We start from the raw sequence: 18,609 nt of genomic DNA on the forward strand, positions 1-18,609 counted from the left end.
CGGCACCTGTCCGTGGCCAATGTGCAACGCTTGTGCCCAATCAGCGTAGTTTGGCAGCATCGCGGCTACAAAAGAGCCTTGGAGCGGGCGCTGGTGCGAGCCGGTGCGACCTTGGCGGGAGCGCCTGCTTCCCGTGCCAACGCATGAGCGGCGCCGTTGCGGCTGCGGTCGTGCTTGGGCGAGGGGCCGCTTGCGCGGGTCTGTCCGGCGTCAGGGCTGACGTAGCGTCCGTTCGGCGTGCGTTGTCTGCAGCGACGGCTATAGTAAAGAAAATCTTACCGTCGGCGCGGCCGCCCCCAGTTTCGCTTTGGGATACTGGTGGGGCGCTTCTCGAACCTGCGCCGATGTAAATGCAACACGTCGGGAGGGCCTCAAGAGGGCCGAATGGTGCCGATCTCGGTACTTATGGGCAACTAGAGTGCTTCGCGACGGGTGGAATCACCCGATCGCTGAGAAGCGCTCCAGATTCAAATGCTCGAGCGTGTGCTGCAACGCGAGGGACACGGTGAGTAGATCAGTGCGCAGACATGTGGCGGTGGTGATCAACAAGTCGTCGGGAAGCCTGATCGGCACGCCGCTGGCTGACCGAATCGCTCAGCATCTGGCCGAGGCAGGCGTGGATGCGACACTCGTTCCCGACGATCGGCCATTGCCGGCGCGCGTCGAGGCGGCGCTGGCCGTCGGTGCCGATGCGGTGGTCGTCGGTGGCGGCGACGGCACCATCGCCTGTGCCGCTCAGCTGCTGTACGGGCGCGACGTGGCGCTGGGCATCATCCCGCTCGGCACGATGAACCTATTGGCAAAGGATCTGGGCATCCCGCTGGATCCCGCAACTGCCTGCCGCGCGCTGGCGGACGGCGGCGTCCGCCAGATCGACGTCGGCACCGTCAACGGCCACGTCTTCCTCTGCAATTCCGTGCTTGGCATACCGTCCCGGCTGGCGCGGCTGCGCGAACGCGAGCGCGGCCGCATGGGGCCGGCCGCCTATTGGCGGCTGGCGGTGGCGGGCGCCCGTGCCTTCGGTCGTTATCCGTCGCTGCGCATCGCCATCGACATGGGCGACGGGCCGCGGCGTGTGCGCACCTGGGCGCTCGCCGTGGCCAGCAACGACTATGACGAGGGGGTGGGTCAGATCATGAGCCGCAGCAAGCTGGATGACGGAGAACTGGCCGTCTATGTGACAGGGCCGTTCGGCATCTGGCGCATCATGCGGCTGGCGCTGGGCATGGCCATCGGCAACTGGAGGAAGACGCCGGGGCTGGAGCGGTACCGGACGGCCGGCCTGTCCGTCCATTCGCGCCGCTCCTCGCTGCGCTTGATGAACGACGGGGAGATCCTGCGGCTGCCGCCGCCGCTCGAGTATCGCATCAGGCAGAGGGCCCTGAGCGTCATCGTGCCCCGGGCGGCGCCAGGCCCGGCGCTCAGGTCGGGCGCCGGCGCCGCGGCGGCGCCGGCGGCGCGATGAGACGGCTCGCCCATATCTCCGATCTGCATTTCGGCCGCGCCGACATGGCCGTCGCCGAGGCGCTCGTGGACGAGCTCAACAGCATGGCGCCCGATCTCATCGTCGCCAGCGGCGACTTCACGCAGGGCGCTCGCAGCCGCGAGTTCCGGCAGGCCGCCGCGTTTCTCAAGCGGCTGGCGGCGCCGGTGCTGGCGGTGGTGGGCAACCACGACATCACTCCCTACCATCTGCTGGAGCGCTTTCTCGACCCCTACGCCCGGTTTCGGCGCTACATCCAGCCGGGAATCGAGCCGGTCTGGCAGGACGACGAGCTGATCGTCATTGGCATCAACACGGCCCGGCGCATGGCGCCCGAGCTCAACTGGTCCTACGGCCGGATCAGCCAGGGCCAGATGAACGGCGTCGAACGCATCCTGGCCGCCGCCCCCGCCTCGCTGTACCGCATCGTCGTCGGCCATCATCCGTTCCTGCCCCCCGCCTGGGACGAAGACGCGCGGGTGGTGATGCGGGCCAAGCGCGCCATCGCCGTGTTCGAGCGCGCGGGCGTCGGCCTCATCCTGTCCGGCCACCTGCACCGCGGCTATTCGCGCTTCGTCAAGCCCGAGGTGGTCGGCGAGGAGGTGGCAGGGGTGAAGGAGAGCAGCGGTGCGACGGCGAGCCGGCGGCTGATGGTGGTGCAGGCCGGCTCCGCGATTTCCACGCGGCTGCGCGGTGAACCCAATGCGTTCAATGTGATCACCATCGCGCGCGGCCGCGCCACGGTCGAGCCCCGCCTCTGGAACGGGGCCGCGTGGGGCCCTTCCGCCGCCGGCGCGCAATAGCGGCTTGATCGCCATCGCGAAGTGGACTGCAATCGGCGTCGGTCGGGGCCGCCTGCACGGTGGCGCGCGGCGTGTGGCGAGGAGGGGTCCGGTGAGCGGTCTGACATTCGACGAGTATGTGAGCCACGACGCGGTTGGCCTGGCGTCGCTGGTTGCCAAGGGCGAGGTGAAGCCGACCGAGCTGATCGAGGCGGCCATCGCCCGGGCAGAGGCGGTCAATCCGACGATCAATGCCGTCGTCGAGCGGCTCTACGAGCCGGCACGCGCGGCCGCGCAGGACAAGGCAACCGGCCCGTTGGCGGGCGTGCCCTACGCCATCAAGGACCTGGGACACCCGATCGCGGGCGTGCGCGTGACCGGCGGCAGCCGCGCTTTCCGCGACTATGTCGCGCCAGTCGACTCCGAGACCTGCACGCGCGCCCGCGCGGCCGGACTGATCCCCTTCTGCACGTCAACGACGCCGGAATTTGGCATCACGGTCACCACCGAATCGGCGCTCTTCGGCCCGACGCGCAACCCGTGGAATCCGACCTACAGCGCTGGCGGCTCGTCGGGCGGCGCCGCGGCCCTGGTCGCCGCCGGCGTCCTGCCTGCGGCCCACGCCACCGACGGCGGCGGCTCGATCCGCATCCCGGCGTCGTGCTGCGGGCTGTTCGGCCTCAAGGTGTCGCGCGGCCGCACCCCGGTGGGCGTCGGCCGCACCGAGGGCTGGAACGGCCTGGGCGTCAGCCATGCGGTGACCCGCTCGGTCCGCGATTCCGCCGCCATCCTCGATGCGACGCACGGAGCCCCGTTCGGCGCCCGCTCCGTGGCGCCGCCGCCGAAGGGCACGTATGTCGCCGCCGCCGCCCGCGACCCGCGTCCGCTGCGCATCGCCCTCCAGCTCGAGCCGTTCGGCGGCACCGAGGTCCATCCGGAGTGCCTGGCGGCCGTGAGGGACGCGGCGAAGCTCTGCCAGGACCTGGGCCATCGGGTCGAGGAGGCCCGCCCCGACCTGCCCGACGCCCTGGGCGACCATCTGCTCAACGTCATTGCCACGCACACGGCGATGAGCCTGGACCTGCGCGCCAAGGAGCTCGGGCGGCCGCTGGCCGACGACGAGGTCGAGCCGATCACTGCGCTGACGGCTGCGAAAGGCCGGACGCTGACCGGCCTCGACATCGTGGCCGCGGACAACGCCTTCATGCGCACGGCCATCGCCATGGCGGAGTTTCTGTCGACCTACGACGTCATTCTGTCCACGACCCTGGGTGCGCCGCCGGTGAGGCTGGGCATGCTGTCCCTCGACCGGCCGCCGGCCGAATACGGCACGCTGATCCGCCAATACTCGCCATTCACCGCCACCTACAACATCACAGGGCAGCCGGCGATGAGCGTGCCGCTCGCCATGTCCAGCGAGGGGACGCCGATCGGCATCCATTTCGCCGGGCGCCTGGGCGAGGAAGAGCTCCTGCTGTCGCTTGCGGGCCAGTTGGAGCGGGCGCGGCCATGGTTTGCCAGGCGCGCGCCGATCTGATCGCGCCACGCAGTGGGGCGCGCGGGCTTTTCGCACGTCCCTAACCACATCTTAACTGGCGGACGGCCATCGTGCCTCATGGTCGTCCGCAAGCGTCTTCGCTCCGTGCTGGTTCCGCTCGCACTCTATGCGGTGTCGGGAGCGGTGGCCGCATATTTCCTGTTCCATGCTCAGACGGGACAGCGTGGCCTGGAGGCCAAGCGCGAGATCAAGGCGCAGATCCTCAACCTCAATGCCGAGCTGGCCACCCTGAAGGCCGACCACCACGACTGGGACCGGCGCGTCAGCCTGTTGCAGGATTCGAGCATCGACCGCGATCTGCTGGAGGAGCGGGTGCGCGGCCAGCTCGGGTGGGTCAATCCGGCGGACCTCGTGGTCATGACAGGGGCGGACGGCCGCGGCGAGCCGCGCTAGGCCCGTCCCGGCGCTTGTATTGAGCCGAAAAGTACCCTTATATCAATACGTTGTAGCTGATAGCGGTTGCAATCGTAACCGTGTCCGGGGGGCTCGATTCCGGCCTGCCTATCGGCTAGTAGTGGCTGCCTAAGCGAGGGAGGGCGACCATGGCTCGTGAGCCGCGCAGGTCTGGACAGGCCGGTTCGGAGCGGACCGCTGCATCCGGTTCGGATTCCAAAGTCGCCGCGGGCCCGGCCCGCCGCAAGGCAGCAGCCGCATCCGGCCGGACAGCGGCGGCCAAGGCCGAGGCAGCGCTGAACGCGGCCCTGCCTCAATCCGCCCCGCCCCCGGGTCTGAGCCGCGAGGCGGAGCTGGAGGCCTATCGCGCCATGCTGCTCATCCGCCGCTTCGAGGAGAAGGCCGGCCAGATGTACGGCATGGGCCTGATCGGCGGCTTCTGCCACCTCTACATCGGGCAGGAGGCCGTCGTCGTCGGCATGCAGGCCGCGATGAAGCCGGGCGACCAGGTCATCACCGGCTACCGCGACCACGGCCACATGCTGGCCACCGGCATGGACGCCAAGGGCGTCATGGCCGAGCTGACGGGGCGCCGCGGCGGCTATTCCAAGGGCAAAGGCGGCTCGATGCACATGTTCTCCGTCGAGAAGCGATTCTACGGCGGGCACGGCATCGTCGGCGCGCAGGTACCCCTCGGCACCGGCATCGCCTTCGCCAATCGCTACCGCGGCGAGGAGGCGGTCTGCCTCACCTATTTCGGCGACGGCGCCGCCAACCAGGGCCAGGTCTACGAGAGCTTCAACATGGCCGAGCTCTGGCGCCTGCCGGTGGTCTACATCATCGAGAACAACAAATACGCCATGGGCACCTCTGTCGCCCGCTCCTCCGCCCAGCAGGACTTCTCCAAGCGCGGCGCCTCCTTCAACATCCCCGGCGAACAGGTCGACGGCATGGACGTGCGGGCGGTCAAGGCCGCGGGCGAGCGGGCCATCGCCTGGGCCCGCGGCGGCAAAGGCCCGTACATCCTCGAGATGCAGACCTACCGTTACCGCGGCCACTCCATGTCCGATCCGGCCAAGTACCGCACGCGCGACGAGGTCGAACGCATGCGCACCGAGCACGACGCGATCGAGCAGGTGCGCAAGCGGCTGCTGGAGGAGCACAAGGTCGCCGAAGACGAATTGAAGCGGCTCGATGCCGAGGTTCGTCAGATCGTCAACGAAGCCGCCGACTTTGCCACTCACGATCCGGAGCCGGATCCGGCCGAGCTGTGGACCGACGTCATCTACGAAACTGCCTGATTGCGCCGGCACCGTGCCGTCCCGTCCGACCTTCAGAGCTGAGCCATGCCGACAGACGTCCTGATGCCCGCCCTGTCTCCGACCATGGAGGAAGGCAAACTCGCCAAGTGGCTCAAGAAGGAGGGTGACAGCGTCAAGTCCGGCGACGTCATCGCCGAGATCGAGACGGACAAGGCGACGATGGAAGTGGAAGCCGTCGACGAGGGCGTGCTCGCCAAGATTCTGGTGCCCGATGGCACCGAGAACGTCGCGGTCAACACGCCGATCGCCATCATCGCCGCCAACGGCGAAGACGTGGCTGAGGCGTCGGCTCCCCGGCAGAAGGTCGAGAAAGCGGAGCAGCCAGAAACGCCCGCCAAGGGCGAGACGGAGCAAGCCGCGAAGGCGCCGGCCAAGGCCGCGTCCGCGGTGGCGACGCCGCCGGCCCCCGCGGTGCAGCCCGAGCCGGATGTGCCGGCCGGCACCGAAATGGTGACCATGACCGTGCGCGAGGCCTTGCGCGATGCCATGGCCGAAGAGATGCGCCGTGACGGCGACGTCTTCGTGATGGGCGAGGAAGTGGCCGAGTACCAGGGCGCCTACAAGGTCACCCAGGGGCTGCTGCAGGAGTTCAGCGACCGGCGGGTGGTCGACACCCCGATCACCGAGCACGGCTTTGCCGGCCTCGGCGTCGGCGCCGCCTTCGCAGGCCTCAAGCCCATCGTCGAGTTCATGACCTTCAACTTCGCGATGCAGGCGATCGACCAGATCGTCAATTCGGCCGCCAAGACCCACTACATGTCCGGCGGCCAGATCATCTGCCCCATCGTGTTCCGCGGGCCGAACGGCGCGGCGGCGCGCGTGGGCGCGCAGCACAGCCAGGACTACAGCTCCTGGTACAGCCACGTGCCCGGCCTGACGGTGATCGCCCCCTATTCGGCGGCGGACGCCAAGGGCCTGCTCAAGGCGGCCATCCGCTATCCCAACCCGGTGGTTTTTCTGGAGAACGAGATCCTCTACGGCCACTCGTTCCCGGTGCCGAAGCTCGACGACTACGTGCTTCCGATCGGCAAGGCCAAGGTCGTGCGCCAGGGCAGCGACGTCACCATCGTCGCTTGGTCGATCGGCATGACCTACGCGCTCAAGGCGGCCGAGGAACTGGCCAAGGACGGCGTCGAGGCGGAGGTGATCGACCTGCGTACGCTGCGCCCCATGGACACGGACACGGTCGTCGAATCGGTGAAGAAGACCGGGCGCTGCGTGACCGTCGAGGAGGGCTGGCCGCAGGCCGGCCTCGGAGCCGAGATCTCGGCTCGCCTGATGGCGGAAGCCTTCGACTATCTCGATGCGCCGGTCACCCGCGTCTCGGGCCGTGACGTGCCGATGCCCTACGCCGCGAACCTGGAGAAGCTGGCGCTGCCTTCGGTCGCCGACGTCGTCGAGGCGGCGAAGGCCGTCTGCTACCGCTAGGCGGACGCGGAACGCTCCCTTGTCTGCGATCCTGGTTTGAGCCGCGAGGACGCCATGCCCACCAACATCCTGATGCCGGCCCTGTCGCCCACGATGGAAAAGGGCACCCTCGCCAAGTGGCTCAAGAAGGAGGGGGACGCCGTCAAGTCCGGCGACGTGCTCGCCGAGATCGAGACGGACAAGGCGACCATGGAGGTGGAGGCGGTCGACGAAGGCGTGCTCGCCAAGATTCTGGTACCCGACGGCACCCAGGACGTCGCCGTCAACCAGCCGATCGCAATCATCGCGGGCGAGGGGGAGGACATCCAGGCGGCCGCTGCCGGCGCCCCCGCCCCGCAAGCAAAGGCCGCTGCTGCGCCGCCGACATCGGCCGCGAAACAGGAGCCCGCGGCGGCGGCGCCACCGGCACGCGCCGGCAACGGTCACGACCGGAACGGGGGCCGCGTCTTCGCCTCGCCGCTGGCGCGCCGACTGGCGAAGGCCGCGGGTATCGATCTGTCGGCCATCGCCGGCTCCGGCCCGCATGGCCGGGTTGTCGAGCGCGACGTCACGGCGGCCCAGGAGGGCGGCGCCAAGGCCGCGCCGAAGTCCGCGGCGGCCGCTGCCGCGCCGGCCGCTCCGGCGCTGGCCCGCGGGCCGAGCGACGATGCCGTTCGCGCCATGTTCGCGCCGGGCAGTTTCGAGGAGGTGCCGCATGACGCGATGCGACGGACCATCGCGCGCCGGCTCACCGAAGCCAAGCAGACGATCCCGCACTTCTATCTGACCATGGATTGCGAGATCGATGCGCTGCTGGCGCTGCGCGAGGAGGTCAACAAAACGGCCCCGACCGACAAGGACGGCGACAAGCTCTACAAGGTGTCGGTGAACGACTTCATCATCAAAGCGATGGCCATGGCGCTGATGCGGGTGCCGGATGCCAACGTTAGCTGGACCGAGACGGCGATCCTCAAGCACAAGCACGCGGACGTGGGCGTGGCCGTCTCCATCCCGGGCGGGTTGATCACCCCCATCGTGCGCCGGGCGGATGAGAAGACGCTATCGGCCATCTCCAATGAAATGAAGGAGATGGCCGGACGGGCCCGCAACCGTCGACTGAAGCCCGAAGAGTACACGGGCGGTTCGACCGCGGTCTCGAACCTCGGCATGTTCGGCGTGCGTGACTTCGCCGCGATCATCAACCCGCCCCATGCCACCATTCTGGCGGTCGGTGAGGGTGAGAAGCGCGTGATCGTCAGGGGCGGCGAGCCGGCGGTTGCCACGCTGATGACGGTGACGCTGTCCACCGACCACCGGGCCGTCGACGGCGCGCTCGGCGCCCGTCTGCTCGGTGCCTTCAGGCAGCTCATCGAGCACCCGATGGCCATGCTGGTGTGAGCGGCCGGCGCTCCGCTCCGGCGCGAGGCGCCATTTACGAGAGGATTGGCGCGCACGAAGGAAACGCTTCGCGCGTAGGAATGAAGGGCCCATGCCGCGCATCTATCTTGCGGGACCGGACGTGTTTGTGGAGCACGCGCGCGAGCTCACTCGCCGCAAGCAGCAACTCTGCGAGGCCTACGGCCTCGATGGTCTGGTGCCCCTCGATACCGAGGAGCCGAGCGCAGCGATCGACGTTCCGTCCCCGCGCATCTTTGCCGCCAACGTCGCCCTGATGCGTTCCGCCGACGCCATCGTCGCCAACCTGACCCCTTATCGCGGTCTCAGCGCCGACGTCGGCACGGCTTTCGAACTGGGCTTCATGGCGGCGCTGGGCAAGCGGCTCTACGGCTATTCCAACATTGCGATACCGTTTCGTGAGCGGGTGGCGGCGGTGTTCGGGCCGGTGCGGGCCGGTGCCGACGGGCGCCTCTTTGGTGCCGACGATCTCATGGTTGAAGATTTCGGACACGCCGACAATCTGATGATCGACGAGGCCCTGGCCGGCTTCGGTCATTGCCTGATCACCGCAGAGGTGGAGCCCGGCCAGGAGTTCGATGACCTCACTGCCTTCGAGGCCTGCCTCGTCCGGGTCCGGCGCGATCTCGCCGGGCACGAGCCGTCCTGATATGGCGCACGCTTCCGGACCCGTGCGAGAGCAGCGCCCATCCGCCCCGTCCGGGGACATCCTGCGGAGATTGCCTTGACTGACACCTATGACGTCGTGGTCATCGGCTCCGGGCCGGGGGGCTACGTCACGGCCATTCGCGCGGCCCAGCTCGGCTTCAAGACGGCAATCGTCGAGCGCGAGCACCTGGGCGGGATCTGCCTCAACTGGGGTTGCATCCCCACCAAGGCCCTGCTGCGTTCCGCGGAGATCTACCACTATCTGCAGCACCCTGGCGACTATGGCCTCACGGCCGAGAACGTTTCGTTCGATGCCAAGGCGGTCGTGGAGCGCTCGCGCGCCGTGTCGCGGCAGCTCAACGCCGGCGTCGGCTTCCTCATGAAGAAGAACAAGGTCGACGTGATCTGGGGCGAGGCGCGAATCGCCAAGGCCCCGAGGGGCGAGGCCGCCGGCACCGTCGCGGTCGCCGCGCCGAGCAAAGTGCCGATGCAGCCGCAGCCGCCCCTGCCCAAGGGCGCCCTCGGGCCGGGCGACTACGCCGCCCGCCACATCGTCGTCGCCACCGGGGCGCGGCCGCGGGTCCTGCCCGGGCTGGAGCCCGACGGCAAACTGGTGTGGACCTATTTCGAGGCCATGGTGCCGCAGGCCATGCCCAAGTCGCTGCTCGTCGTCGGATCCGGCGCCATCGGCATCGAGTTCGCGTCGTTCTATCGTACCTTCGGTGCGGAGGTGACGGTGGTCGAGGTGCTGCCGCAGATCCTGCCGGTAGAGGACGCCGAGATTGCGGCCTTTGCGCGCAAGCGGTTGGAAAAGCAGGGCATCCGCATCCTCACGGGCGCCAAGGTGAACCAGCTCGACAAGGCCGGCGACCACGTCGTCGCCACCGTCGACGACGGCAAGGGCGGCTCCCGGACGATCGAGGCCGAGCGCGTCATCTCGGCCGTGGGCGTCGTCGGCAATATCGAGAACCTCGGCCTCGAGGAGCTCGGCGTGCGGACGGACCGCGGTATCGTCGTCACCGACGGGCTGGGGCGGACAAATGTCGAGGGCGTCTATGCCATCGGCGACGTCGCCGGGCCGCCGATGCTGGCGCACAAGGCAGAGCACGAAGGCGTGCTGTGCGTCGAGGCGATCAAGGGCCTGCCTACCCATCCGATGGACAAGGCCATGATCCCCGGCTGCACCTACTGCAATCCGCAGGTCGCCTCGGTCGGCCTGACGGAAGCCAAGGCCAAGGAGGGCGGCTACGACATCAAGGTCGGGCGCTTTCCCTTCATCGGCAACGGCAAGGCCATCGCACTCGGCGAGCCGGAGGGGCTGGTGAAGACGATCTTCGACGGCAGGACGGGTCAGCTCCTCGGTGCCCACCTGGTGGGCGCCGAGGTGACGGAGCTCATTCAGGGCTTCGTCGTCGCGATGAACCTCGAGACCACCGAGGAAGAGCTGATCCACTCGGTCTTCCCGCATCCCACGCTGTCGGAGACGATGCACGAAAGCGTGCTCGACGCCTTCGGCCGTGTCATCCATACGTAGCAGCGATAGCACAGGCTGCTGTACGAGGGTCGCGCCACGCGCCGCCAGCGACGCGGCGGGGCTTGATCAAGCGTTGCAGAGGATGGGGAGACCGGAATGAACGATCAGGTATACGGCGCGCTGGGACAGCCCGGGGTGAGCTTCATCGTCGCGATCATCGTCGGCGCCATCGCCGGCTGGATCGCCGAGAGGATCACCAGCTCCAACATGGGCCTCTTCACCAACATCCTGATGGGCATCATTGGCGGTATCGTCGGCCGCATCCTCGCCAACCTGCTCAGCATCTCCTACTACGGCTTCTGGGCCAACCTCGTCGCGGCCACGATCGGCGCCGTCATCATCATCTATGCCTACCGGGCCATCCGCGGCCGAACGGCGTAGAGGCGCGGCCGCGCGCCCGTTTGCGCCCTCGCACCAAAGCACATAGATAGCGTCGGACGCGGTTTTCGGTTTCCACCGCGCCCGGTGAACGAGGCGCGGTGGCGACGCCGCGCCGGAGCCCTGTCCATGGCTGTCGTGCTCGACCTCCTCAATCGTGATCCGCGCCCGTCCGCGGCGACATCGGCTGGCGCGCGTCACCCGGAAAAGGCGCATAGGCCGGACCAGCCGGTGCAGCGCAAACCGGATTGGATCCGCGTGAAGGCGCCGGGCTCGCCGGCGTGGTCGGCGACCCAGAAGATCGTTCGCGACAACAAGCTCGTCACCGTCTGCGAAGAGGCCGGTTGTCCGAATATCGGCGAGTGCTGGGAGAAGAAGCACGCGACGTTCATGATCATGGGCGACACGTGCACGCGCGCCTGCGCCTTCTGCAACGTCAAGACCGGCTTGCCGGACCCGCTTGCTCCGGACGAGCCGGAGAAGGTGGCGGACGCCGTCGCCAAGCTCGGGCTGAGCCACGTGGTGATCACGTCGGTGGACCGCGACGACCTGCCCGACGGCGGGGCGGCGCACTTTGCGGCTGTCATCGCCGCCATTCGCCGGCGCGCTCCGGGCACGACCGTCGAGATCCTGACGCCGGACTTCCTGCGGAAGGACGGCGCGCTGGAGGTGGTCGTTGCGGCCAAGCCCGACGTGTTCAACCACAATCTCGAAACGGTGCCGTCGAAGTACCTGACCGTGCGCCCCGGTGCGCGCTACTTCCACTCGATCCGGCTGCTGCAGCGCGTGAAGGAACTCGACCCGGCCATCTTCACCAAGTCGGGCATCATGGTGGGGCTGGGCGAGGAGCGCAACGAGGTCCTGCAGCTGATGGACGATCTGCGCTCGGCCTCCATCGACTTCCTGACCATCGGCCAATACTTGCAGCCCACGCGCAAGCATCATCCGGTGATCCGCTTCATCACGCCCGACGAGTTCAAGGCTTACGAGACCACGGCCTATGCCAAGGGCTTCCTGATGGTCTCGGCGACGCCGCTGACACGCTCGTCCCACCACGCCGGCGAGGACTTCGCCCGGCTGAAGGCCGCGCGCGAGGCGCTGCGGAGCCGCTGACCACGCTTACAGCCAATCGGACCCAATCGATGCCGTCGTTCCAGACCACGCGCGATGTGGCGCATACACCTGACCAGATGTTCGACCTCGTGGCTGACGTCGAGCGCTATCCGGAGTTTCTGCCGCTGTGCACGGGACTGACCGTGTTGCGCCGGCAGACGGACGAGAACGGCGTCGAAACGCTCGTCGCGCGCATGGGCGTCGGCTACAAGTCGATCAGCGAGAGCTTCACCAGCCGGGTAACGCTCGATCGGACACACATGAAGATCGTCGTCGAGTACGTCGACGGGCCCTTCCGCCAGCTCACCAACCGCTGGACCTTCAAGGAATCTCCGAAGGGGTGCCTGGTAGCGTTCTTCATCACCTACGAATTCAGGAGCCGCATGCTGAGCATGCTGATGGGCTCGGTGTTCGACAAGGCGTTCCGCCGCTTCGCCGAGGCCTTCGAGAGGCGCGCCGGCGAGGTCTTCGGCCCCGCGGCGGCGTAGAGCATTTCCGCGTTTCTTCCAATCGCCGAAATACTCTATCTGTTTGATTTGTCGCGTTTTCTTCACGCAAATCGGCATCCACTTCGCTCGAAAACGGTCTAAGCGGGTGCGGTCGGAGCGCGCCGTCTCCGGTTCAATCCCGCTCGGCCGCCTGCCGCAGCAGCTCGAGCGCCTGAGCGACGGCGGCGAGCCGTATCGGGCCGCGGCCGAGGTCGCCGAAGCGCCGTTCGACGTGCAGCGGCGCGAACCCGGTCCGCGCCGCGGCGAAGTGAACGAGGCCGACTGGCTTCGCCGCGCTGCCGCCGCCGGGTCCGGCGACGCCGGTGATGGCAACGGTCACGGCGGCGCGCGAGCGCGCGAGCGCCCCCTCGGCCATGGCACGGGCCACCGGCTCGCTCACGGCGCCGTACCGCTCGATGAGGTCCATCGGCACCCCGAGCATCTCGTGCTTGGCCTCGTTGGAGTAGGTGACGAAGCCGCGGTCGACCACGTCCGACGAGCCGGCGACTTCGGTCAGGGCGCCGGCGACGAGCCCGCCGGTGCATGATTCCGCCGTTGCGAGCATGAACTTGCGCGAGCGGCAGAGGGCCAGCAGCGCGGCCGCTCGGTCGGCGATGTCGATCGGAACCTCTCGCGTCGTCACCATTCAGCCCTCCTCGTCGAGATCGGTCGTGGCCGGCAGCCGCACGCTGGCCGCGGCCTGCGCGGCGATGCCCTCGCGCCGGCCGGTAAAGCCCAGGCCTTCCGAGGTCGTCGCCTTGATCGATACGGCGCCCGGCCGCACGCCCGCGATGGCGGCGATGCGCTCGCGCATGGCGTCGCGATGCGGGCCGATCCGCGGGCGTTCACATACGACGGTGACGTCCAGGTGGTCGATGATGCCGCCGCGGGCCCGGATCCGCTCGGCCGCGTAGGCCAGGAAGCGGTCCGACGAGGCGCCACGCCACTGTGGATCGCTCGGCGGAAAGTGCGTGCCGATATCGCCGTCGGCAATCGTGCCGAGGAGGGCATCGGTGAGCGCATGCAGCACCACGTCGCCGTCGGAATGGGCAAGGACGCCCCGGTCGTGGGCGATGCGCACGCCGCCGACGATGAGGTGGTCGCCATCGCCGAAGGCGTGCACGTCGTAGCCGAAGCCGGTCCGGCCGATCAGCCCGGGCGCCGGCCGCCCGTCGTGCGCGAAGTCTGCCGGCGTCGTCAGCTTCACGTTGCGGAGGTCGCCGGCGAAAGTGAACACGGGTATCCCTGCCCATTCGGCGATGGCGGCGTCGTCGGTGAATGTGCCGGCAACGCCGGCGGCGCGGCGGTGCGCCTCGGCGATGGCGCCAAAGCGGAAGGCCTGCGGCGTTTGCGCGGCATGCAGTTGCGCGCGGTCGTAGGTCTCCAGCACGCGGCCGTCGCCGTCGACGCGCTTGATGGTGTCGGCGACCGCGACGGTCGGCAGCGCGGCGCCGTGCGTCACGGCGGCGTCGATGGCCCGGTCGATCAGCTCGACCGAGGCGAAGGGCCTCGCGGCGTCATGGATGAGGACCACGTCGATATCAGGCGCCGGCAGGGCGGCCAACGCTTCGAGCCCGGCCCTTACCGATGCCTGGCGGGTTTCGCCACCGTCGACGGGGGGCTCCAGCTTGGCCGCGTGCGCGACGTCGAGCAGCGCGATCGCATCGTCGTAGGCAGACCGGTCGTCGGGGTGGATCACGACGACCACGTGTGCCACGCGCGGCGCGGCGAGCAGGGCGCTCAGGCCGTGCCACAGCACCGGACGGCCGTGCAGATCGCGATACTGCTTGGGCCGGCCGGGGCCGGCACGGTTGCCGCGCCCGGCCGCGACGAGAATGGCTGCGACGACGGTCATGGCGCCTCCCGGTAGGTCGCACGAGATCTGAGAGCCTGTTTGGAATGTCGGGCGGGTCGGTCCGACGGTCTTGTCACGCTCTGGGTCGGCGATCTTGCCGATATCGACTGATATCGGCTGCGATCGCCTCCCGCCGGAGCGCAACAATTCCGCGACGGGCCTCCGCCGCCCAATTCCCAAACAGGCTCTAACCGGACGGGCACGCAAAGGCCAACTTTACGTGCGAGCGAGATTCTCAAGCGAAGATTCCTGGGGACCTTCGTGTTGCAGTGCAAAGCGGCGCTGGCTAACTGCGTCCAGATTGGCTAAATGATAAGCATTATGTCTGCTGACCAGCATCTAGGCAGGCGTGCCTTGGACGGCCTCCGGTCGGGCGCCGCCGTCCTGGCACCCATGTCGGGCGTGACCGACGTCTGTTTTCGGCGCCTGGCGGAGCGCTTCGGCGCCTCCCTCGTCGTGTCGGAGATGGTCGCCTCGCGCGCCTTCGCTCACGGCGCGGCGGAGGCGTCCCTGCGGGCGCAGGGTGCCGACATCGCCGTTCATGCGGTGCAATTGGCCGGATGCGAGGCCTACTGGCTGGGGGAGGCGGCACGGGTCGCCGCGGCGCACGGCGCGGCCCTCATCGACATCAACATGGGGTGCCCGGCCAAGAGCGTGACCGGCGGCCTCGCCGGCTCGGCGTTGATGCGCGATCTAGACCATGCCCTGCGCCTGATCGACGCCGTCGTCGCAGCCGTCACCGTACCGGTGACGCTCAAGATGAGGTTGGGCTGGGACGACCAGAGCCGCAACGCGCCCGAATTGGCCCGCCGCGCCGAGGCGGCCGGCGTCGGGTTGGTGACCGTTCACGGGCGCACCCGCCAGCAATTCTACAAAGGCGCGGCGGACTGGGACGCCGTGGCAGCCGTTCGGGCGGCGACGGCGTTGCCGTTGGTGGTGAACGGCGACATCGTCGACGGGGCCTCGGCGGCTGCCGCCAGGGCAGCCTCCGGCGCCGATGCCGTGATGGTCGGCCGCGCCGCCCTCGGGCGCCCTTGGCTCGTGGGTGAAATCGCCGCGGCGCAGGCCGGGCGTGCCTGGCAGCCGCCGACGCCGGCGCAGAAGACCCAGGCCGTGTGCGAGCACTACGAGGCCATCCTCGATCTTTACGGCAGAGACACGGGCGTGCGCCACGCGCGCAAGCACCTGTCGGCCTACGCCGCCCATGCAAGGGCTCCTGAGCGGTTGCGGCAGGCCCTCGTTGCGTCGGCCGATCCGGCCGAGGTCTTGCGGCTGGTGCAGCAACTGTTCGACCGCACCCAACTGGAGTTGGCCGCATGAACTCAGGCCGTGTCTCGGCGCGATCGCCCATCAGCCGCGCTGCGGATGGCGCGGTGGACAGCGCGCAGATTCTCAACGTCCTTCCCGTGCCGGTCCTGACCATTGGACCGGGCAACGTGATCGTCGATGCCAACGTCAGCGCCGAGGACTTCTTCGAGCAGAGCCTGGCCATGCTGCGGCGACTGCGCCTGTCGGACCTCTTGTCGTTCGGCTCGCCGGTGCTCGGCATGATCGACGATGTCCGCGAGCGCGGCTCCAGCGTCAGTGGCTACCGGGTGGCCGTCGGGCGACCACGCCCGGGTGGTGACTGCATCGCCGACGTCTTCGCTGCCCCTTTGCGTGACGATGCCGAGAATGTAGTCTTGATGCTGCAAGAACGTACAATTGCCGAAAAAATGGACAGGCAGCTCACCACCCGCGGCGCCGCGCGGTCGGTTACCGCCCTCGGCTCCATGCTCGCCCACGAGATCAAGAATCCGCTCTCGGGCATCCGCGGCGCGGCGCAACTGCTGGAGCAGTCGGCCAACGACGACGACCGACTGCTGACGCAGCTCATCTGCGACGAGGCGGATCGGATCGTGAAACTGGTCGAGCGGATGGAGTTCTTCGGCGACGAGCGCCCGGTGGAGCGCGAGGCCGTCAACATCCACGGCGTGCTCGACCACGTGAAGCGCCTCGCCCAGTCCGGGTTCGCTCGCCATATCCGCCTCGAGGAGATCTACGATCCGTCGTTGCCGCCGGTGCTCGGCAATCGCGACCAGCTGATCCAGGTGTTTCTGAACCTGGTGAAGAACGCGGCCGAGGCGATTGGCCAGGACGCCATGGACGGCCAGATCACCTTGGCTACTGCGTTCCGCCCGGGCATGCGCATGCAGGTGCCGGGCTCGCGCGCCAAGGTGAGCCTGCCACTCGAGTTCCGTGTCACCGACAACGGTCCTGGCGTGCCCTCCGATATCCTTCCCGATCTGTTCGATCCGTTCGTCACCACCAAGGCGCAGGGAAGTGGTCTTGGTCTTGCTTTGGTCGCCAAGGTGATCGGCGACCACGGCGGTGTGGTCGAGTGCGAATCAGGAGCGCATCGAACGACGTTTCGCGTTTTGATGCCAATGTTTACGGCCCGAGACGGGCGTGGAGCAGGGACTTGACCACATGGCGCACGGACACATCTTGGTCGCAGACGACGATGCCGCGATCAGAACCGTCCTGAACCAAGCCTTGTCGCGTGCGGGTTACGATGTACGGTCGACGGGGCAGGCGGCGACCCTCTGGCGGTGGGTCTCTCAGGGCGACGGGGACCTCGTCATCACCGACGTGGTGATGCCCGACGAGAACGCTTTCGATCTCCTGCCTCGCATCAAGAAGCTCAGGCCGGACCTGCCGATCATCGTCATGAGCGCGCAGAACACGTTCATGACCGCGATCCGGGCTTCGGAACGGGGCGCCTACGAGTACCTGCCTAAGCCGTTCGACCTGAAGGAGCTGGTGTCGATCGTCGGTCGCGCGCTGTCGCGCCCGCGCGGTCAGACAACAGCGGCGGGCGGCGGCGAGCCCGAGGACATTCCGCTGGTCGGCCGCTCGCCCGCCATGCAGGAGATCTACCGCGCCCTGGCGCGGCTGATGGCGACCGACCTAACGGTGATGATCAGCGGCGAATCGGGCACCGGCAAGGAGCTGGTTGCGCGCGCGCTGCACGATTACGGCAAGCGCAAGAGCGGGCCGTTCGTCGCGGTCAACATGGCGGCGATCCCACGCGACCTGATCGAGTCCGAGTTGTTCGGCCACGAGAAGGGCGCGTTCACCGGCGCGACCGCCCGCAACGCGGGCCGTTTCGAGCAGGCGGAAGGCGGCACCCTGTTCCTGGACGAGATCGGTGACATGCCGATGGAGGCGCAGACGCGGCTCCTGCGCGTCCTCCAGCAGGGCGAGTACACCACCGTCGGCGGGCGCACGCCGATCAAGACCAACGTCCGCATCATCGCCGCGACGAACAAGGACCTGCGCATCTCGATCCAGCAGGGGCTCTTCCGCGAGGATCTGTTCTTTCGCCTGAACGTGGTGCCGCTGCGGCTGCCGCCGCTGCGGGAGCGCGCCGAGGACGTCCCCGACCTCGTCCGCCATTTCTTCGGCATCGTCGAGAAGGAGGGCTTGCCGCGCAAGCAGGTCGACACGGAGGCGATGGACCGCCTCAAGCGCTATCGGTGGCCCGGCAACGTGCGCGAGTTGGAGAATCTGGTCAGGCGCCTGGCGGCGCTTTATCCGCAGGACACCATCACCGGCCCGATCATCGACGCCGAGCTCGACCCCACTCCGCCGACTTCGCTGACGGCCTCTGCGGCGCCCGGCCCCGACACGCTGTCGACGGCGGTGGAGCGCCATCTCGCCACCTACTTCGGCGGTTTCAAGGACAATCTGCCCCCGCCCGGTCTCTACCATCGGATCCTGCGCGAGCTGGAGGGGCCGCTGCTCGGTGCGGCGTTGGCGGCCACCCGTGGCAATCAGATCAAGGCCGCCGAGCTGCTTGGCCTCAATCGCAACACGCTGCGCAAGAAGATCCGCGATCTCGACCTGCAGGTGATCCGCACCAGCCGCTGACCGGCCGCTGCTTCGACAGCGACACCGCGCTCGGCCGGCCCCGCCTCCGGCGACGTGCGTCGTGGCCGCCTCCGACGCGCCCTCGGCATTCCGGCGCCGCCGCCGAGCGGCCCGGGCATGCCTTTCCGTTTTGATCTGGCAAGGGCGCCTTGCGCTCAGATGTGCCAGCCAGCGCAAGAATCCCTCCGGATTCAAAGCGTTGAGATCATCAATGCGCCATTGATGAACCCGTCTGCCGGCGAAATGCCCTGACCGGTTCCTGTCGACGGGGTGGATTTCCCCCGGGACGGGCGGTTGCATCGTGCGCTCTGCCGCGGGAT

The 18,609-nt window shown here is 68.3% G+C and carries 17 protein-coding genes; 15 read left to right on the forward strand and 2 right to left on the reverse strand.

Going from position 1 to position 18,609, the window contains the following annotated elements:
• Positions 1–517 precede the first annotated feature (517 nt).
• From IEW34_RS06550 to IEW34_RS06605, 12 genes are all read left to right on the forward strand, one after another.
• Positions 518–1,465: a diacylglycerol/lipid kinase family protein gene (locus IEW34_RS06550; RefSeq protein ID WP_244641831.1), complete on the forward strand. Its 948-nt coding sequence runs from the start codon at positions 518–520 to the stop codon at positions 1,463–1,465.
• Positions 1,462–2,286 (forward strand): metallophosphoesterase family protein, encoded by an 825-nt coding sequence (locus tag IEW34_RS06555; protein ID WP_188608342.1) that lies wholly within the window; start codon positions 1,462–1,464, stop codon positions 2,284–2,286. Before IEW34_RS06550 ends, IEW34_RS06555 begins: the two co-directional genes overlap by 4 nt.
• A gap of 91 nt (positions 2,287–2,377) precedes the next feature.
• Positions 2,378–3,802 (forward strand): amidase, encoded by a 1,425-nt coding sequence (locus IEW34_RS06560; protein WP_210324461.1) that lies wholly within the window; start codon positions 2,378–2,380, stop codon positions 3,800–3,802.
• 105 nt (positions 3,803–3,907) lie between these two features.
• Positions 3,908–4,216: an FtsB family cell division protein gene (locus tag IEW34_RS06565; protein ID WP_244641833.1), complete on the forward strand. Its 309-nt coding sequence runs from the start codon at positions 3,908–3,910 to the stop codon at positions 4,214–4,216.
• Positions 4,217–4,365: 149 nt separating this feature from the next.
• Positions 4,366–5,517: a pyruvate dehydrogenase (acetyl-transferring) E1 component subunit alpha gene (pdhA, locus tag IEW34_RS06570; protein ID WP_188608344.1), complete on the forward strand. Its 1,152-nt coding sequence runs from the start codon at positions 4,366–4,368 to the stop codon at positions 5,515–5,517.
• 45 nt (positions 5,518–5,562) lie between these two features.
• Positions 5,563–6,966 carry a pyruvate dehydrogenase complex E1 component subunit beta gene (locus IEW34_RS06575; protein ID WP_188608345.1) on the forward strand — a complete coding sequence of 468 codons (1,404 nt, stop codon included), beginning with the start codon at positions 5,563–5,565 and terminating at the stop codon, positions 6,964–6,966.
• A 54-nt stretch (positions 6,967–7,020) separates the two neighbouring features.
• Complete coding sequence (locus tag IEW34_RS06580) at positions 7,021–8,343, forward strand: pyruvate dehydrogenase complex dihydrolipoamide acetyltransferase (RefSeq protein ID WP_188608346.1); 1,323 nt, start codon at positions 7,021–7,023, stop codon at positions 8,341–8,343.
• Positions 8,344–8,434: 91 nt separating this feature from the next.
• Positions 8,435–9,010, forward strand: coding sequence for a nucleoside 2-deoxyribosyltransferase (locus IEW34_RS06585; protein ID WP_188608347.1), 576 nt, complete (start codon positions 8,435–8,437; stop codon positions 9,008–9,010).
• Positions 9,011–9,085: 75 nt separating this feature from the next.
• On the forward strand, positions 9,086–10,543 hold the full coding sequence (gene lpdA, locus IEW34_RS06590; RefSeq protein ID WP_188608348.1) for a dihydrolipoyl dehydrogenase: 1,458 nt from the start codon (positions 9,086–9,088) through the stop codon (positions 10,541–10,543).
• Positions 10,544–10,639: 96 nt separating this feature from the next.
• Complete coding sequence (locus IEW34_RS06595) at positions 10,640–10,924, forward strand: GlsB/YeaQ/YmgE family stress response membrane protein (protein ID WP_188608349.1); 285 nt, start codon at positions 10,640–10,642, stop codon at positions 10,922–10,924.
• Positions 10,925–11,050: 126 nt separating this feature from the next.
• Positions 11,051–12,034: a lipoyl synthase gene (lipA, locus tag IEW34_RS06600; RefSeq protein WP_188608350.1), complete on the forward strand. Its 984-nt coding sequence runs from the start codon at positions 11,051–11,053 to the stop codon at positions 12,032–12,034.
• Between the two features lie 29 nt (positions 12,035–12,063).
• Entirely contained in the window at positions 12,064–12,522 is a 459-nt protein-coding gene (locus IEW34_RS06605) for a type II toxin-antitoxin system RatA family toxin (protein ID WP_188608351.1), read from the forward strand.
• A 133-nt stretch (positions 12,523–12,655) separates the two neighbouring features.
• Here the strand turns inward: IEW34_RS06605 and IEW34_RS06610 are convergent, their stop codons facing one another.
• Both IEW34_RS06610 and IEW34_RS06615 read right to left on the reverse strand, forming a co-directional pair.
• The gene (locus IEW34_RS06610) at positions 12,656–13,168 is read right to left on the reverse strand and encodes a CinA family protein (protein WP_188608352.1); all 513 of its coding nucleotides are present in this window, start codon (positions 13,166–13,168) and stop codon (positions 12,656–12,658) included.
• The gene (locus tag IEW34_RS06615; RefSeq protein ID WP_188608353.1) at positions 13,169–14,377 is read right to left on the reverse strand and encodes a bifunctional 2-C-methyl-D-erythritol 4-phosphate cytidylyltransferase/2-C-methyl-D-erythritol 2,4-cyclodiphosphate synthase; all 1,209 of its coding nucleotides are present in this window, start codon (positions 14,375–14,377) and stop codon (positions 13,169–13,171) included.
• Positions 14,378–14,698: 321 nt separating this feature from the next.
• Here IEW34_RS06615 and dusB point away from each other — a divergent pair, with 321 nt between their 5' ends.
• The 3 genes from dusB to ntrC are packed head-to-tail and all read left to right on the forward strand — an operon-like array spanning position 14,699 to position 18,289.
• Entirely contained in the window at positions 14,699–15,697 is a 999-nt protein-coding gene (gene dusB, locus IEW34_RS06620; RefSeq protein ID WP_188608354.1) for a tRNA dihydrouridine synthase DusB, read from the forward strand.
• Positions 15,694–16,842 carry a two-component system sensor histidine kinase NtrB gene (locus tag IEW34_RS06625; protein ID WP_188608355.1) on the forward strand — a complete coding sequence of 383 codons (1,149 nt, stop codon included), beginning with the start codon at positions 15,694–15,696 and terminating at the stop codon, positions 16,840–16,842. The genes dusB and IEW34_RS06625 overlap by 4 nt, the downstream gene beginning before the upstream one ends.
• Before the next feature lie 4 nt (positions 16,843–16,846).
• Entirely contained in the window at positions 16,847–18,289 is a 1,443-nt protein-coding gene (ntrC, locus tag IEW34_RS06630; RefSeq protein ID WP_188608662.1) for a nitrogen regulation protein NR(I), read from the forward strand.
• Positions 18,290–18,609: the final 320 nt, after the last annotated feature.

The organism is Chelatococcus reniformis, from assembly GCF_014640075.1.
Lineage (GTDB): Bacteria > Pseudomonadota > Alphaproteobacteria > Rhizobiales > Beijerinckiaceae > Camelimonas > Camelimonas reniformis.

Bases quoted from the DNA above. Each gene is read 5' to 3' on its own strand.
- IEW34_RS06575 (WP_188608345.1), top strand. From the start codon at position 5,563: ATGCCGACAGACGTCCTGATGCCCGCCCTGTCTCCGACCATGGAGGAA.
- IEW34_RS06605 (WP_188608351.1), top strand. From the start codon at position 12,064: ATGCCGTCGTTCCAGACCACGCGCGATGTGGCGCATACACCTGACCAG.
- IEW34_RS06625 (WP_188608355.1), top strand. From the start codon at position 15,694: ATGAACTCAGGCCGTGTCTCGGCGCGATCGCCCATCAGCCGCGCTGCG.
- pdhA (WP_188608344.1), top strand. From the start codon at position 4,366: ATGGCTCGTGAGCCGCGCAGGTCTGGACAGGCCGGTTCGGAGCGGACC.
- IEW34_RS06580 (WP_188608346.1), top strand. From the start codon at position 7,021: ATGCCCACCAACATCCTGATGCCGGCCCTGTCGCCCACGATGGAAAAG.
- lipA (WP_188608350.1), top strand. From the start codon at position 11,051: ATGGCTGTCGTGCTCGACCTCCTCAATCGTGATCCGCGCCCGTCCGCG.
- IEW34_RS06595 (WP_188608349.1), top strand. From the start codon at position 10,640: ATGAACGATCAGGTATACGGCGCGCTGGGACAGCCCGGGGTGAGCTTC.
- dusB (WP_188608354.1), top strand. From the start codon at position 14,699: ATGTCTGCTGACCAGCATCTAGGCAGGCGTGCCTTGGACGGCCTCCGG.
- IEW34_RS06555 (WP_188608342.1), top strand. From the start codon at position 1,462: ATGAGACGGCTCGCCCATATCTCCGATCTGCATTTCGGCCGCGCCGAC.
- IEW34_RS06615 (WP_188608353.1), bottom strand. From the start codon at position 14,377: ATGACCGTCGTCGCAGCCATTCTCGTCGCGGCCGGGCGCGGCAACCGT.
- IEW34_RS06610 (WP_188608352.1), bottom strand. From the start codon at position 13,168: ATGGTGACGACGCGAGAGGTTCCGATCGACATCGCCGACCGAGCGGCC.
- ntrC (WP_188608662.1), top strand. From the start codon at position 16,847: ATGGCGCACGGACACATCTTGGTCGCAGACGACGATGCCGCGATCAGA.
- IEW34_RS06585 (WP_188608347.1), top strand. From the start codon at position 8,435: ATGCCGCGCATCTATCTTGCGGGACCGGACGTGTTTGTGGAGCACGCG.